Here is a 14720-nt window from a genome sequence, read left to right as displayed (position 1 = left end):
CGTGCCGAGCATTCCGGATCGAACAGCACAGCGCATGCACAACCGGCTGTGGAGCGTGCGTCCCGCTCCGGCGGACGGGCATTACAGGCCCCGGTGGGCGCAGTCTGGCTGCATGGCCTGCACGCGGTTGAGGCCGCTCTGCGCAATCCGGCACGTCGTCTCCGTCGCCTGCTGCTGACCGAAGAGGCCGAGGCAACCCTTGCCGAGCGCCTGCCGCCCCCCTGGGCGCTGGTACCGGAGCGCACGGAACGCGCCCATATGGATCAGCTGCTCGGCACCGAATCGGTGCATCAGGGCATTGCTCTGCTGGCGGACAAGCTGCCATCCCCGCCGCTGGGCGAGATTCTGGCGCAACGTCCCGGCCCGGTTCTGGTGCTGGATCAGGTCAGCGATCCCCGCAATGTCGGCGCCATTCTCCGCTCTGCCGCCGCTTTTCAGGCCTGCTGCGTCATCGTGCAGGACCGGAACGCTCCGGAAGAAAGCGGCACTATGGCCAAGGCTGCCTCCGGCGCGCTGGACAGGCTGCCGATGCTGCGCGTGGTCAACATCGCCCGCACCATCGCTGCCCTGAAAGCCGCCGATCTATGGGTGGTCGGTCTTGATGCGGAAGGCACGACCCTCTCCGGCCCGGCACTGGGCAAGCGTCGCGTGGCGCTGGTGATGGGCGCAGAAGGGGACGGGCTGCGTCGCCTGACGCGGGAAAACTGCGATGAAATCGTATCCCTCGCCATGGCTGAGGGAATGGAGAGCCTGAATGTCTCCGTCGCCACCGCCATCGCCCTGTACGAAATCAGCCGGAACGGGTAATCCGCTCCGGCTGAACAAGCTGCCACTGACCGAGGGATGGCCGGGATAACCGGCCATCCTTCATATCTGATCAGCCGTCGTTGGTGTCACCCTTCAGATTAACCCCAACAAAGCCGATCTGGCCATTCCGCATAATACGCAACGCCACTGTGTTCCGCTTGCTGGCCGCATGAATAGCGGAAGCCGCCTGAGAGGGGCTGGTCACGCTTGTTGTATTGACCCCTACCAGCACATCGCCCGCCTTGATCCCGGCCTGCTCGGCAGCCGATCCCGGCTGCACGTTTGCAATGACCGCTCCCTTGACCTCAGCGGGGATTTCAAGCTCGTTGCGCAGCTCCGGCGTCAGCGGCTGCAACGCCACACCAATTCGGCCCTGCCCGCTTTCCACACCGGTGCCACTCTGAAGGCTGGCGGTTTCCGTGGACGGCATGGCACCGATGGTCACCGTGACATCCCGCGCCGTACCGTCATGCACCACTGAAAGCGTCGCATGACTGCCTGGCTTCAGGGAGGAGACTTTCAGCGCCAGATCCCGCGGCGAGCCGACAACCTGACCATTCACAGTCTGCACCACATCCCCCGGGTGCAGGCTGGCTTTCGCTGCCGGGCTGTCCTCCTCAATAGAGGAGATCAGCGCACCTTTGGGCGATCCTTCTTTCGCCAGCGGCAGGTTCAGCGCCGCCGCCATATCCTTGTCCACCTGCTGGGCCGTCACACCAATAAAGCCGCGCGTGACCTTGCCACCATTCTCAAGCTGGCTGACCACATTGCGAACAATGCTGGAGGGAATGGCGAAGCCAATACCCACGCTGCCACCGGTCGGTGAGAAAATCGCCGTGTTCACGCCGATCACTTTACCATCCTGGGAAAACAGCGGACCACCCGAGTTACCCTGATTGATCGGTGCATCGACCTGGATGTAATCGTCATACGGGCCTGAGCCGATATCCCGTCCCCGCGCCGAGACAATCCCGGCCGTCACCGTGCCGCCCAGCCCGAACGGATTGCCAACCGCCACCACCCACTGCCCGGGCAGCACATGGTCGCTGTCACCCAGTTCAATATACGGCAGCGGATGACCCGCGGAGACTTTCAACACCGCCAGATCAGTGCGCGGGTCACGACCAACAATGGTGGCAGGAAGCTCCGTCCCGTCATCCAGAGTGACGGAGACGGTTTTCGCATCTTTCACAACATGATTATTGGTCACGATCGTGCCATTGGCATCGATAATAAAGCCGGACCCACGCGCCTCCGCCATACGGGGGGCAGGCCGTCCACCGTCTTCAACGCCCGGACCAGCACCCGGCATGCCGAAAGGCAACGGAATGCCGCCTGGCACTTCCTGCGCTACCTGACGCGGCACCATCTTAACGGTGATAGAAACAACAGCTGGCCGCACATGCTGCACCAGAGCAGAAAAATCACCGATCGGCGCAGCGGCGGGAACCGATTTCGTCAACTCTTCAGCCTGGGTAACATGTTCAACGCCATAGCCGGCCAGTGCGGTGGCAGCCAGCAGCGCCGCCGCCAGGAACATGCGTGCGCGACGCGGGGCATGGTGCAGAATGGTGGCCGAAGCCGAATAGTCGGGTGCCACATGGATTTCAGGTTGATCCTGACGAAGAGACATACAGCGAATCCTTTTGGTGTGACCGAAAGATGACAATGAACAAAGATCAGTTTGACAATGTCGTTTTCCGGCCAATACGGCGCCGAAAAATCTTGTGTGTCTCTTATATGCGCCACAACACGTGACAGGAACAAAGCAGCGGGGTGAAACCCTGTTCATACGGATTGATAGCGTAACCAATCGTGCTCCACCTGCATGGCAGAAATTGCGACCGTGTCTCTTGGAAAAAGGCCGCCCCGCGGCTTAACTCACATTGCAGGATCGTATGTCACGCCAAACTCCGCGTGATAGCGGTTTCAATCACCTCCCGGCCTTAAGACCGGAAAGCGTATCAGGCAGGATCAGATCAATCATGGTATCCAGACAGGAATACCGGGACGCGATGGCCCGGCTGGGTGCAGCCGTCAACGTCATCACGACAGCCTCTGCAGCACAGCCCGGGCGGCAACAGGAGCGATGCGGCTTCACCGCCTCGGCGGTATGCAGCGTGACTGATGATCCGCCAACTCTGCTGGTATGTATGAACCGCTCCAGCCAGCGTCATGCCACATTCGCCCGGAACGGTATTTTATGTGTCAATGTGCTGTCAGCAGATCAGGAGGCCCTGTCGAATATTTTTGCATCCTCCGATAACGCCACCGGTGATGCCTTCGCACAGGCTGAATGGACCACTTTGACCACGGGAGCGCCGGTACTGGACGGGGCCGTCGTTTCTTTCGACTGCCGCATTGCGCAGGCTACGGATGTCGGCACCCACACCGTGTTTTTCTGCGAAGTAGAAGCCATTCGCACCGGCCCATCCCATGAAGGGCTGATCTATTTCGGGCGCGGCTATCACAAGATCATCAAACTGCCCTGACCCATCCGTCGTTCCGGATCAGCGCCAGCCGGAGAGGCGTTCCACGGCCTCCCTGATATCACTTTCCGCACCGCAGTAGCTGAAGCGCATCGTACGATGCCCACGAGCAGCATCAAAATCCAGTCCTGGTGTGACAGCAATACCGATCTCTTCAAGCATACGGGTGCAGAAGGCGGCGCTGTCCCCGGTCCGGCCTGAAATATCGGCATAGATATAGAAAGCCCCCTGTGCCTGCGACAACCGCGCGAAACCGCATCGGGGCAGATTGGCCAGAAGTTCCAGCCGGTTGCAGCGGAAACGATCAAGATTCGCTTCCAGCTCTGCCGTACAGTCGAACGCAGCCAGAGCCGCACGCTGGCTGATATGCGGTGCGCTGATGAACAGATTCTGTGCCAGCCGCTCGACCGGACGAACCAGATCCTCCGGCAGCACCATCCAGCCGACCCGCCATCCGGTCATACTGAAATACTTGCTGAAACTGTTGATGACGATCGCAGAGGACGAAAAAGCCGAGGCAGTCGAAAGCGGCGTATCATATTGCAGCCCGTGATAAATCTCGTCGGAGATCAATCTGACTCCTGCCTGCTCACACCACTCCGCCAGCGCTTTCAGCTCATCCGGCAGCAGCATTGTTCCCGCCGGGTTGCAGGGGCTGGCAATGATCAGCCCATCAGGACGTGGATCAAGCGCCTCCAGCGCCGCAAGATCAGGCTGGTAGCGTGTATCAGGCCCGGTTTCGATGACAACCGGCTCCAGCCCCAGCGCCTTCAGAATATTGAGGTAAGGCGGATAATAAGGGGCCGCCAATGCCACCCGATCCCCCGGATTGAACGCAGCCAGAAAAGCCAGCGGGAAAGCGCCGGAGGCACCAACCGTGACCGCAATGCGGGACACAGGCACCTCAATGCCATACCAGTCACGAATATGCGCGGCGATACGCTCCCGCAGCACCGGCAGACCGAACGCTTCGGTATAGCCGAGCGGATCACCACTCCCGAGCGCCTGCTTTGCGGCCGCGATCGCTCCGGCGGGGGCGCCGGTGGAGGGTTGGCCAACCTCCATACGGATCACTCCGGGCATACCGGGGGGCAAAGACCGCGCCCGCGCATTGGCGGCTGAAATCACATCCATGACGATGAAAGGAGGGGTCAGACCACCCCGCCCGATTTTCAGTGCCATCAGCGTGCCCCCAATGCGACTCCAGCCCCTTTGGGATCAGTCACCCAACCACAGCTTCCGCTACTACCCGGCAGATAGCCGGCACAGCCAATGGCGTTCATCCGCGCCGGTTCCGGCAGTTTTGTGGCAATGGCTTCACGGCTGCGCAGGGCATTGGCCATCGCGGCGCCGGCGGCAAGCGGGGCGCCTTCCTGACCCGATCCCGCCGTTGCCGCACGAAATGCGTTTTTCTCAGGGCTCCATGCCAGCGCCGCAGACAGCAGCGGCTGCGGACCACGATCAGGTGACGCTGCGAGCAGAATACCGGTTCCCGGCAGGACTTCCCCATTCCCGAACAGATTATTCATCGTCAGGGCGCAGGAAACCGCATTGCCGTCCCGGTCCATGGTCACAAAGCTGGTCGAGGCCGGCAGAGGCGGCAGGGCATGGCTGCTGCCAGCCCCGTTCAGAATACCTTCCACCGAGGCATGACCACTCCGCCATGCGGAAGCGGCAGCTTCTGCACGCTGTTGCGCCCGACGCCACTGACCCGGATCAGATTGCAACAGCTTGAACGCAGCAGCAGCAGCGATACCGCCATCGGCGGGCGGCGGCAGAAAAGCGACACTGTCCCGCCCGGCCTTCACCACCACGGGGGGCGCGAGCTTGGCCTGTGATGTGTCGATCGTCAGTCTCAGGCCAAGCTTCGGAGCAGCGGCTTCAATAGCCGCCTCATAGCTCTGATCGCCAAACCCGCGCAGTCGCAACAGGCTGTTGGCCAGTTCGGGCTGAACCAGTTGATCGCCGATACCGGGCAGCCAGCCATTGGCACCGAACACGGCACGGCTGCCGGCATCTTCCAGCAAAGCCCCGCCAACCACCTGAAAATCCGCCGCCAACGCAGCCGAAACCGGAAAGCCGAACCGGGCCGTTTCTTCGGCTTTCAGCACCAGACTGCGAAAGCTTTTGCTGCCGAAACGGCTGTTGAGAAGCTGAAAGCCCTGCGCCATGGCTGGAATCGCCGCCGGACGGGAAGAACCGCCAATCTGCGGCGCGGGCTGTGGCAGGAACATGATTGCCTGCGGTTCCTTCAGCCCTCCCTTACCATCAGGACGATAGGCCAGACAGGCACCGCCCCCGCCCAGCGACGCGCGTGATGGCAGCGTGACCGTCAGCATCATGGCCAGCGCCACCGCCGCATCGGCCGCATTGCCGCCAGAAGACAGCACATCGCGCGCCACCAGAGCCGCCCGCGGCTCATCAGCGGCCACCCCGCCAACAAAACCCTTGATATAACCCGGCTGGGGGCCAACAGGCTTGTCGGAACCGAACACGAGATCGCTCATGCCGCTGACTGTCGAGCATCCTGCCATCATCAGGGCGGCCGACAATGCGACACCCTGCCGCAAGCGGTGTGTCCATCGTATCCGGGCGGAATTCACAGGCTGCGACCCCTTATGACTGATTCGGCGGCACCGCTATGATGCCGCAATCAATCAAGGCTTAAAACAGCTTCCCGCTGCGGGCAACGCAGAGCAGGAGCATAACTTCGCCCCGCATGCCTCTCTGTCCTCTTGCAACCTTCTTCCGCCAATCCTGACCTGACCGTAACTGGACGTTACCGGCCCGATCCGCCAAAGCTTGCGTATCACGGCCATCGCCACGCCCGGCTTCGGGCAGAAAAGCAGTGCAGGAAACAGCCTTATGTCCAGCCTTTCTCTCTTTTATTCCGAGGCCCCGCGCCAGTCTTTTCGGCGTCATGGCCTGCTTGTCCTGCCCATCCTTGCTGGCCTGCTGCTGCCCGGTGCCGTCCACAGCGAAACCTTCACACCGGCCCAACGCTCCGAAATCGTGACCATCCTGCGTCAGGCTCTGGTCAAGGATCCGACTATTCTGAAAGACGCCATCACCGCCCTGCAACAGGATGAAAACCGCCGCGCGCTCACCGCCAGGGAAAGCGCCATTGCAGCCAATGCGTCCCGTCTGACCAGCGATCCGGCCGACCCCGTTGCGGGCAATCCGAAAGGATCCACCTCGATCGTCGAATTCTACGATGTGCGCTGCCCCTATTGCCGGCGCATGGTACCGGTCATGAATGAGCTGATCCGCAAACACCCAGAACTCCGGGTTGTCTATAAAGACATGCCGATTCTGGGGGCCAAAAGCGAACTTGGTTCCCGTGCTTTGCTGGCAGCACAGAAACAGGGTGGTTATGTGCAGTTGCGGGCAGCCCTGATGCATGGCTCTCCCGATCTGACGCAGGAGGAAATCGACCGGCAGGCCCGCACGCTGGGGCTGGATGTCGACAGACTCCACAAAGACATGCAGGACCCGGCCATCGAAAAGCGACTGGCGGATAATATCGCTCTCGGGCGCTCGCTGGGGCTGGAAGGCACACCGGCCTATGTCATCGGGTCCAGGCTGTTCCCCGGTGCAGTCGATCTGCCGACGCTGGAAAACGCCATCGCTCCCGCAGCCCGCTGAACCAGATTTTTTCTTCCGCCACCAGACACAAAAAAACCGGCCGGGATGCAATTCCCGGCCGGTTCTGATTCAGGACTGACAGTGGGGTGGATCAGTCGTTGCTGGCGCGATTACCCAGCAGGCGCAACAGCATCATGAACAGGTTGATGAAGTTCAGATAAAGCTGAAGCGCATCGAACACCGAACGCCGGGCGGCGAAATCGCTGCCACCCTGAGCGGCGAACTGCGCATAATCCACCTTGATACGCTGGGTGTCGTAGGCGGTCAGCCCGGTGAACACCAGTACGCCGATCACGCTGATCATGAAGCCCATCATGCCGCTATGGACAAACAGATTGACCACCGAGGCAATCACAATCCCGATCAGCCCCATCATCAGAAAACTGCCGAAACGGGTCAGGTCGGATCGCGTGGTGTATCCATACAGGCTCATCGCCGCGAATGTCGCCGCAGACACGAAGAAGGTCTGCACGATCGAGGCATTGGTATAAACCAGAAAGATATTGGTCAGGCTGGCGCCCATGGCAACACAGAGCAACCAGAACAGCGCCTGCACCGTACCGAGGCTGAGCCGGTTGATGCCGAAGCTCAGCACCAGCACGAAAGCCAGCGGCGAAATCATGGAGATAAAGGCGAGCGCCGTGGGCTGGATGCTCACACCCTGCTCGGTCATCACCGGATGATAGAAAGCATTCATCAGGCTGGTATGGGCAATGGCGTAGGCCACAATACCGGTCAGAGCCACACCGGATGCCATCCAGTTGAACACACGCAGCATGTAGGCGCGCAGACCGGCATCCATGGATGCGGTGTCGGCGGCACCCCAGACGCCCGGGCGGACGCTGTTATCTGGACGAAAGGCCATACACGATTCTCCTGTAGACGGTCGGAACGAAGCCCGGCCATGGATCTTGATGTCACATTATCTTGTTTCAGGACAAAAAGCGATCAAGCTCTGCGTTTATGACAAGATGTAAAAGAAACGCCTTTGCCCGGCTGCCGTCTCCATGGAAAATTAATAACCGGTCATGAGCCGTCATGGTTGACCATGGCTGATATTACCGGGCACCGTACGGCGTTGCTCTGGTCCTGCCAGCCGGATTGCCTCGCGCATGCTGCCCCCGCCACCCCTTCCCCCGGGAGAGCACCCATGAGACTGTTTGTCGGGCTCGATCTTCCCTGGATTCTGAAAGATGAACTCTACGGGATTGCCTACGGTCTGCCGGGGGCACGCTGGATTTCACCGGAAAATTACCATCTGACGCTGCGCTTCATCGGCGACGTGCCGGGCCATCGTGCCGATGAGCTCGATCTGGCCCTGTCCTCCCTGCGGGCGCGTGGTTTCTCTCTGGTGCTGACCGGAATCGGTATTTTCGAGCGGGCCGGGCGCTCCACCCTGTATGTCGGCGTAGAGAAAAATCCGCAGCTGGACCATCTTCAGAACAAGATCGAAACCGCGTTACAGCGCGTGGGACTGCCCGCGGAACGCCGCCGCTTCATGCCTCATGTCACGCTGGCGCGCCTGGATGGCACGGCGGAAAATCGGCTGGCTTCCTATGTCCAGAGCCATAATCTGTTCCGTACCGACCCGATCCCGGTGGAGCACTTCACCCTGTTCAGCTCCCAACTGGGCAAGGAACAGTCGGTTTACACCGTGGAAGCGGATTACGCTCTGGCATAAGGGGAGTGAGATGGCCCCTTTGGCACATTGCCGCGGATAGGCTAGAGCATGTCTTCGTTTGGCAGACAGGTGCGGCGCGGGAATGGACCTTCCACAAGATCAATATAGCCAACTGGCGGAAACATTCCGTCTTCTGGGCGAGCCAAACCGGTTGATGATTGTCGTTGCCTGCCTGGAACAACCGCTGAATGTCGGGACGTTGGCGGAACGGACCGCGCTGAGCCAGTCGCTGGTTTCGCACCATCTGCGCCTGCTGCGGGCGGCGCGGTTGCTGAAAGCCGCGCGGCAGGGACGACAGGTGTTCTATGCCATCGCTGACGGCCATGTGCGGGATATGCTGACCGCCATGATCGAACACATGACCGAACCGCATGACGAAGAGGATGCCGAAGGCAAGTCTTTACACGATCACGAAAACTGACACGAAAACTGAACTGAAACGCTTGGTGCCCTGTCTCAGTGACGGGCGGCACCGTCGCGGGTTTTCTGCTCCAGCGCCTCGATCTGCTCATCGGTGAAGCCGAAATGATGTGCGATCTCGTGAATCAGCACAGTCCGCACCAGATCCGGCAGGGAGTCTCCGGTTTCGATCCACTCCAGCAGGATCGGCTCCCGGAACAGAACAACCTGATCAGGCTCCTGCCCCCAATCTGCGATCCCGCGCTGATCGAGCGGAATTCCTTTGTAAAGCCCCGTCAACTCCCACGGAGAGGACAGGCCAAGCTCGGCCAGCATCTCGTCATCCGGTGAATCTTCCACCGCGATGGTCAATTCCCGGATGCCGGGAAACTGGCCGAGAGGAATTTCATGCAAGGCGCGTTCGGCAAGCGCCGCAATATCGTTCAGGCCGGGCGGCAAGCCATAATCGGACATGCAGAGACTGTTTCCCAAAAGCCGCTCAGGGCATATGTGCTGGTCCGGGCGACGGGATTTGAACCCGTAAGCCATAAAGGCGTTCGATTTTAAGTCGAATGCGTATACCGTTCCGCCACGCCCGGTCCGGCAGCCTTCTAGCGTAACTTGTTTTACGGCGGAACCCGGCCTTTCATTTTTCGGATGCTGATCTCATCCCGCAGAGAGCGGGATGAAACCAAATCTATACTCGTTCAATCAGAAAGAAACGGTCATCGACAGGTTGTAGGACCGCCCCAGTCCCGGCAGGGCACGCAGGACGCCGGTTGCATCAAAGTCACCCAGCGACAGGCCACCAAGCGGAAGATAGTATTTCTGATCGAAAATATTCTCGATCCCCCCTTCCACTTTCACGTTTTTCCAGCTGTAGGCCGCCCCCAGACCGAACAGGGCATAACCCGGTGTGCGCGGTTCGTTTCTGGTCGGGTCGATGATGGTCTTGCTGTTGACGAACGTAGCCTCCGCACGGCCGCTCCAGTTGCCGCGCGTCTCGTACAGACCGATCAGCCCGTTAATCGGCATCATGTGATACAGGCTGTGGCGGGTCTCCAGATCCTCACCCCGCACATAGCTCAGCGTGCCGCCGAGTTCACCATGCCCCCAGCGTGCGGAATGCCACAGACGCGCCGAGCCTGACACGTTGACACCATAGAGCTGCGCATTGTGGTTGGCGAACTGAAGCTGATTGAAGTGGCTCGACAGGGATTTCAGCAGATTGGCGTTAATGAATCCCTCTACGTAGGTGTAGAATGGCTGGATACTGATTTTCCAGCGTTCCTGCTCCGGATCACGGAAAAGGACCGTGGTGCTGACGGTATGCGCGATTTCCGGCTTCAGATCCGGATTGCCGACATAGCCATTCCCATCCCCGAACCATCCGATCATCTGGCTGGTCATTGCACTCTGCCCCCAGGCATAGCGTTCATACAGATTGGGGGAGCGCGTCTTGCGGGCATAACCACCTTCGAGGCTGATCATGTCAGAGACACGGTAACGTCCCAGCGCCGTGACATCGAAATTCACATCGGTCCGGCCCCGATACATGGCGTTGAAGGCCTTGGCGGCGGCGGCATCGGGATTTCCCATTCCCATCATGCCACCCATACCGCCCATCCCCATCATCATCCCGCCAGAAGAATAGGGCGATACCTCCCCGGTATTCATCATCACGATATCATTGCGGAAACCAAGCAGGGAGGAAAACCGGTTGGTCCAGCGGGATTCCCACTCCGCAAAATGACCCAGCCGGTCACGATGCCCATTATTGATGTTGTGATAGGTATCCGGCCCCATCATCATGCTGCCCACCAGCGGCGGCCACCAGTCGTTCAGCCCCTGATGATCGAAAGAACTGCCAAGGCGCAGCGTGTTCCAGCTTCCCAGTGGAATGGTCGCCTTGATTGCATAACCGGCCAGGCGGGAATCCGAATTCATCGGCATGCCGGTAGTGGCGGAATGGCCGCCTTTGTCATCCAGCATATTCATGACATGGGTAATGCGCTGCCAGTAGCCACGCACATCCAGCTCACCCCATGAAAAATCGCCTTCGTAATGACCATTCACGAAAGTAGAGCGATTATTGGTCATGTCCATGAACTGGTTGGGGAAACCCTCATACGGGATGTCCTGCTGTCCGGCGGTCAGCGTCAGACGATGATTGTCCCGCTTCAGGCCCAGCGTCACCGCATGATTGAAGCTCTGATATTTGGTGGAGCGGACGATCCCCGCATCTCCGCCGCCTTCGTAGTTACCGGCCTGCGACCATGATCCTTCGTAACGCAGGCTGACTGTATCATTGGCGACCGTGACCGCGCCGGAAGTACCGACCGTGTTGCCATTGCTGCGATAACTGGCCGTCACGTGGCCGGTCGCCAGAATGGACTTGTCCTTCGAAAAGATCGGATCGGTCCGTTCCACCGAGACGGTACCGGCAATGCTGTCACCACCTGCACTGACCGGAGTGATTCCGGCAATCACGCTCGCGGTTTTCACCATACCGGGGTCTACATAGGACAGGGCCGGGTTCATATGGTTGGGGCAGGCCGCGCTGATCCGCACCCCGTCTACCTCAGTTGCCACACGATCATCATTCATGCCGTTGATGACCGGCAGGGCCGAGACACGACCGGCCTGATAGAAACTGACGCCCGCCACCCCCTTGAACAGTTCGGCGGTATCCGGGCTGTTCAGCCGGTTACGATCCATCATGGTCTGCGACACTGTCGTCTTATCCAGTGGTTCCCCGATCAGCGAAAGCGGGCTGTCCGCCAGCACATGCAAAGTGGGCAGGGAGGAGGAGCCAGTCGTGGCATTGGGAGCGGAAGCAGCGCCCTGCGCCCATGCGGGAGAAAAAGGCCATCCTGCGGCAAGCATATTGCCGGCAAGAATGGTTCCGGAGGCGAGCAGCGCAGCACGCCCTGCCCGGCCGTGAAGATGCCTGATCATATGAAAAATCCTGACCTGATGTTTGAAAAGATGCGCGCACGATCGGCGCGTCGCTTTCAGACAGGGACAGGAGGGCCTCGTGCATAGGCGGACAGCCACACTGAACCGGGAGGCGCCCGTGGCTGCATGACGCGCCGGATAATGCGCACCCATATGCCGGAAGAGAGTGGGGGCAACACGGGCATGACCAGCAGTGCTGCTGCCATGGCGAGAAACACACAGATGGAGCAGGCCTGATGCTGATCATGCCCCGGTTGGTCATGGTCCCGTTGGTCATGCCCCCCATGATGCATTTGCGCCATCAGTTCATGCGGCACCGTGACAGACATATCCGCCTCGTGGGAGGCATCAACGCAGTCACCTTCCTCCGACGAGGCATATGTCGGCACATTCACCGGATCGGTCAGCAACAATCCGGTCAGACGCTCCAGCGCCGCACGCGGCACCTCGCCGGGACGGGACAATGCCATCAGCGCCATCTGCGCCAACATGCCCACGATGACCAGAATCACCAGCGCCCGCGTCAGTACATCCTGCATCAGCCGGAGAGACAGCCGGTGCTGAAGGATGCGGGACTGGCGGAACAAGGACCGCAACTGGATCATGATGGGGGCGTGCGTAACGTCGGCTCCCCGCCACTGCAAGGAGCATGTATTCATTTCATCATCAATCAGGTCTGTTTTGTCGGGTGCTGTGGTACCTTCATCGGTACAGCCCTGCCTGCCACAACCGTTGACGCCCGCACCATGCGGGTTCATCCATACGCCCCTCATGCCGCGTCAGGACCAGCCCCGTAGCCGTACCGCCCGCCCGGATGCCCGATATCGGGCGGATCAGGACGCCGTACAGGATCCAGACTTCATCCGCCGTGGCCCGCCCGGTCGTGCAAAGCGGCGGCCTTCTCCCCCTCCCCCCTCATCCCGGCGCAAGGGAAAGGCTGCGAAAGAATCAGTTGCCAGCCGGCAGAAATGGCGCTGGCTGCGCTGGGGGATCATGGCCCTGATCTGGGGTGGCCTCACAGCCGCGGTTTTTCTGGTCTATTTCGCCTGGGACCTGCCGCGCCCGGAGGAAGCGCTGGATGCACCGCGCCGGCCAAGCCTGATCCTGCGTGATCAGGAAGGACTGACCTTCGCCACCTATGGCGATGTGGTAGGCGAAAGCCTGCGTCTGGGCGACATGCCGCGCGCCATGCAGGAAGCGGCCGTCTCCGTGGAAGATCGCCGCTTCTGGTCTCATGGCGCGATCGACCCGATCGGTATCGCGCGGGCAATCTGGGTCAATCTCAGCTCCGGCCGTCTGCGGCAGGGCGGGTCCACCATCACCCAGCAGGTGGCCAAAACCCTGTTCCTGTCCAACGAGCGCACCCTGCGCCGGAAGGTGCAGGAACTGATGCTGACGATATGGTTGTCCGAGCATTTCACGCGGCAGGAAATTCTCGAAATATGGCTCAATCGCGTCTATCTCGGCGCAGGCGCATGGGGGGTGGATGCGGCGGCGCATGTCTATTTCGGCATCTCCGCCCGTCATCTGAACATCTGGCAGGCCGCCATGCTGGCCGGATTACCGCGCGCGCCTTCCCGGTTTAACCCACGGGTCGATCCCACCGCCGCCATTGCAAGAACCAGAGAGGTTCTTCAGGCCATGGTGGAAACCCACGCGCTGACCGCGGCGCAGGCGAGCGCCGAAGCCGCGAAAATCTCTTTCCGTCAGCAGGCTCCGACCGGCGCCCCATGGTTTGCCGACTGGGCGGCGGAACGGGCGCAGAGCCTGTTGCCGCAAGGGGCCGATGCCGTCATCAGAACGACGCTGGACAGCCATATCCAGAGCATTGCCGAAGCGCGCCTGACCGCCATGCTGGACGGCCCCGGAGCAGCGGCCAATGTGCATGAGGCTGCCGTGGTGGTCATGGATGCCCGCACCGGCGCTGTGCGCGCCATGGTAGGCGGGGCCGATTACCGGCGCAGCTCCTTCAACCGCGCGACCATCATGCGGCGTCAGCCCGGCTCCTCCTTCAAGCCTTTCGTCTGGCTGGTGGCGATGGAAAATGGTGAGGAACCGGATGATACCGTGTCGGATGCCCCCATCAGGGTCGGCAACTGGAGCCCCTCCAATTACGAACCCGGCTCGGTGGGTGACATCACGCTGGAAACGGCGCTGGCCCATTCCGTCAATACGGCGGCTGTCCGGCTGCTGCTGCGCGATGGCGGACCCGCCGCCGTGATCGAGGCCGCGCATCGTCTGGGGGTGGAGGATAGTTTCCCCCGCAATGCCTCCATCGCATTGGGCACCGCCGATGCGGGATTGCTGGAAATGACCGCTGCCTATGCCAGTTTTTTCAATGGCGGATATCGCGTGACACCCCGTGCCATCGAGGCAGGCACCGCTGATCACCGCCCGATCCAGATCACCGCCCCGGTCGGCGAGGCAGTGATGACACCGGAAGTCGCACGGGACATGGCCCGCATGCTGCAAGCCGTGGTAGCGCGAGGCACCGGTCGGGCCGCCGCCATTCCCGGACATGCAGTCGGCGGCAAGACCGGAACCACACAGGATTACCGCGATGCGTGGTTTATCGGCTGCATCGATGATCGCACCGTTATCGGCGTGTGGGTCGGCAATGACGACAGAACGCCCATGCGGAACATTACCGGCGGCAGCCTGCCCGCACGCCTGTTTCATGACATCGCCGCCGCTCTGCCGCCCACCCGTAACTGAGCCCCGTAACTGAGACGGTAGCCCCG

General features: G+C 60.8%; 13 protein-coding genes and 1 tRNA gene. 6 read left to right on the top strand and 8 right to left on the bottom strand.

Annotated features, from left to right (window positions below; genetic code table 11):
- The first annotated feature begins 48 nt into the window (after positions 1–48).
- The gene (gene rlmB / locus GbCGDNIH8_RS13160; RefSeq protein WP_072573534.1) at positions 49–807 is read left to right on the top strand and encodes a 23S rRNA (guanosine(2251)-2'-O)-methyltransferase RlmB; all 759 of its coding nucleotides are present in this window, start codon (positions 49–51) and stop codon (positions 805–807) included.
- A gap of 70 nt (positions 808–877) precedes the next feature.
- On the opposite strand, the gene GbCGDNIH8_RS01950 is transcribed toward rlmB, so the two are convergent.
- Complete coding sequence (locus GbCGDNIH8_RS01950; RefSeq protein ID WP_408874702.1) at positions 878–2347, bottom strand: trypsin-like peptidase domain-containing protein; 1470 nt, start codon at positions 2345–2347, stop codon at positions 878–880.
- A gap of 445 nt (positions 2348–2792) precedes the next feature.
- Here GbCGDNIH8_RS01950 and GbCGDNIH8_RS01945 point away from each other — a divergent pair, with 445 nt between their 5' ends.
- Positions 2793–3299, top strand: a complete 507-nt coding sequence (locus GbCGDNIH8_RS01945; RefSeq protein WP_072571902.1) for a flavin reductase — start codon at positions 2793–2795, stop codon at positions 3297–3299.
- 18 nt (positions 3300–3317) lie between these two features.
- Here GbCGDNIH8_RS01945 and GbCGDNIH8_RS01940 read toward each other — a convergent pair whose 3' ends face one another.
- Entirely contained in the window at positions 3318–4478 is a 1161-nt protein-coding gene (locus tag GbCGDNIH8_RS01940; RefSeq protein WP_072571901.1) for a pyridoxal phosphate-dependent aminotransferase, read from the bottom strand.
- The gene (locus tag GbCGDNIH8_RS01935; protein WP_072571900.1) at positions 4478–5866 is read right to left on the bottom strand and encodes a gamma-glutamyltransferase; all 1389 of its coding nucleotides are present in this window, start codon (positions 5864–5866) and stop codon (positions 4478–4480) included. The genes GbCGDNIH8_RS01940 and GbCGDNIH8_RS01935 overlap by 1 nt, the downstream gene beginning before the upstream one ends.
- A 295-nt stretch (positions 5867–6161) precedes the next feature.
- Between GbCGDNIH8_RS01935 and GbCGDNIH8_RS01930 the strand changes: the two genes are divergently transcribed.
- Complete coding sequence (locus GbCGDNIH8_RS01930) at positions 6162–6941, top strand: DsbA family protein (protein WP_081368791.1); 780 nt, start codon at positions 6162–6164, stop codon at positions 6939–6941.
- A gap of 91 nt (positions 6942–7032) precedes the next feature.
- Here the strand turns inward: GbCGDNIH8_RS01930 and GbCGDNIH8_RS01925 are convergent, their stop codons facing one another.
- A complete protein-coding gene (locus GbCGDNIH8_RS01925) occupies positions 7033–7806 on the bottom strand; it encodes a Bax inhibitor-1/YccA family protein (RefSeq protein WP_072571899.1) in 774 nt (257 codons plus the stop codon).
- 285 nt (positions 7807–8091) lie between these two features.
- On the opposite strand from GbCGDNIH8_RS01925, the gene thpR reads away from it, so the two are divergent.
- Positions 8092–8622 (top strand): RNA 2',3'-cyclic phosphodiesterase, encoded by a 531-nt coding sequence (thpR, locus tag GbCGDNIH8_RS01920; RefSeq protein ID WP_072571898.1) that lies wholly within the window; start codon positions 8092–8094, stop codon positions 8620–8622.
- 82 nt (positions 8623–8704) lie between these two features.
- The gene (locus tag GbCGDNIH8_RS01915; protein ID WP_072571897.1) at positions 8705–9043 is read left to right on the top strand and encodes an ArsR/SmtB family transcription factor; all 339 of its coding nucleotides are present in this window, start codon (positions 8705–8707) and stop codon (positions 9041–9043) included.
- Between the two features lie 35 nt (positions 9044–9078).
- Here the strand turns inward: GbCGDNIH8_RS01915 and GbCGDNIH8_RS01910 are convergent, their stop codons facing one another.
- The 4 genes from GbCGDNIH8_RS01910 to GbCGDNIH8_RS01895 all read right to left on the bottom strand — a co-directional run bounded on the left by GbCGDNIH8_RS01910 (position 9079) and on the right by GbCGDNIH8_RS01895 (position 12737).
- Positions 9079–9495 (bottom strand): metallopeptidase family protein, encoded by a 417-nt coding sequence (locus GbCGDNIH8_RS01910; RefSeq protein WP_072571896.1) that lies wholly within the window; start codon positions 9493–9495, stop codon positions 9079–9081.
- A 40-nt stretch (positions 9496–9535) separates the two neighbouring features.
- A tRNA-Leu gene (locus GbCGDNIH8_RS01905) sits at positions 9536–9620 on the bottom strand.
- Between the two features lie 112 nt (positions 9621–9732).
- Positions 9733–11979 carry a TonB-dependent receptor gene (locus GbCGDNIH8_RS01900; RefSeq protein ID WP_072571895.1) on the bottom strand — a complete coding sequence of 749 codons (2247 nt, stop codon included), beginning with the start codon at positions 11977–11979 and terminating at the stop codon, positions 9733–9735.
- Between the two features lie 56 nt (positions 11980–12035).
- A complete protein-coding gene (locus tag GbCGDNIH8_RS01895) occupies positions 12036–12737 on the bottom strand; it encodes a DUF2946 domain-containing protein (protein WP_253736077.1) in 702 nt (233 codons plus the stop codon).
- Between the two features lie 13 nt (positions 12738–12750).
- On the opposite strand from GbCGDNIH8_RS01895, the gene GbCGDNIH8_RS01890 reads away from it, so the two are divergent.
- Entirely contained in the window at positions 12751–14694 is a 1944-nt protein-coding gene (locus GbCGDNIH8_RS01890; RefSeq protein ID WP_253736076.1) for a transglycosylase domain-containing protein, read from the top strand.
- The last annotated feature ends 26 nt before the right edge of the window (positions 14695–14720 follow it).

Origin of the sequence: Granulibacter bethesdensis (genome assembly GCF_001889545.1) — a bacterium.
In the GTDB taxonomy this organism is placed as follows: Bacteria; Pseudomonadota; Alphaproteobacteria; order Acetobacterales; family Acetobacteraceae; genus Granulibacter; species Granulibacter bethesdensis_B.
This window is presented reverse-complemented; position numbering and strand designations above follow the sequence as displayed.

What these genes read in the sequence shown, in the direction of transcription:
- GbCGDNIH8_RS01950 (WP_408874702.1), bottom strand. Translation starts at nt 2,347, where the DNA reads ATGTTCCTGGCGGCGGCGCTGCTGGCTGCCACCGCACTGGCCGGCTAT.
- GbCGDNIH8_RS01945 (WP_072571902.1), top strand. Translation starts at nt 2,793, where the DNA reads ATGGTATCCAGACAGGAATACCGGGACGCGATGGCCCGGCTGGGTGCA.
- GbCGDNIH8_RS01940 (WP_072571901.1), bottom strand. Translation starts at nt 4,478, where the DNA reads ATGGCACTGAAAATCGGGCGGGGTGGTCTGACCCCTCCTTTCATCGTC.
- GbCGDNIH8_RS01930 (WP_081368791.1), top strand. Translation starts at nt 6,162, where the DNA reads ATGTCCAGCCTTTCTCTCTTTTATTCCGAGGCCCCGCGCCAGTCTTTT.
- GbCGDNIH8_RS01925 (WP_072571899.1), bottom strand. Translation starts at nt 7,806, where the DNA reads ATGGCCTTTCGTCCAGATAACAGCGTCCGCCCGGGCGTCTGGGGTGCC.
- thpR (WP_072571898.1), top strand. Translation starts at nt 8,092, where the DNA reads ATGAGACTGTTTGTCGGGCTCGATCTTCCCTGGATTCTGAAAGATGAA.
- GbCGDNIH8_RS01915 (WP_072571897.1), top strand. Translation starts at nt 8,705, where the DNA reads ATGGACCTTCCACAAGATCAATATAGCCAACTGGCGGAAACATTCCGT.
- GbCGDNIH8_RS01910 (WP_072571896.1), bottom strand. Translation starts at nt 9,495, where the DNA reads ATGTCCGATTATGGCTTGCCGCCCGGCCTGAACGATATTGCGGCGCTT.
- GbCGDNIH8_RS01900 (WP_072571895.1), bottom strand. Translation starts at nt 11,979, where the DNA reads ATGATCAGGCATCTTCACGGCCGGGCAGGGCGTGCTGCGCTGCTCGCC.
- GbCGDNIH8_RS01895 (WP_253736077.1), bottom strand. Translation starts at nt 12,737, where the DNA reads ATGAACCCGCATGGTGCGGGCGTCAACGGTTGTGGCAGGCAGGGCTGT.
- GbCGDNIH8_RS01890 (WP_253736076.1), top strand. Translation starts at nt 12,751, where the DNA reads ATGCCGCGTCAGGACCAGCCCCGTAGCCGTACCGCCCGCCCGGATGCC.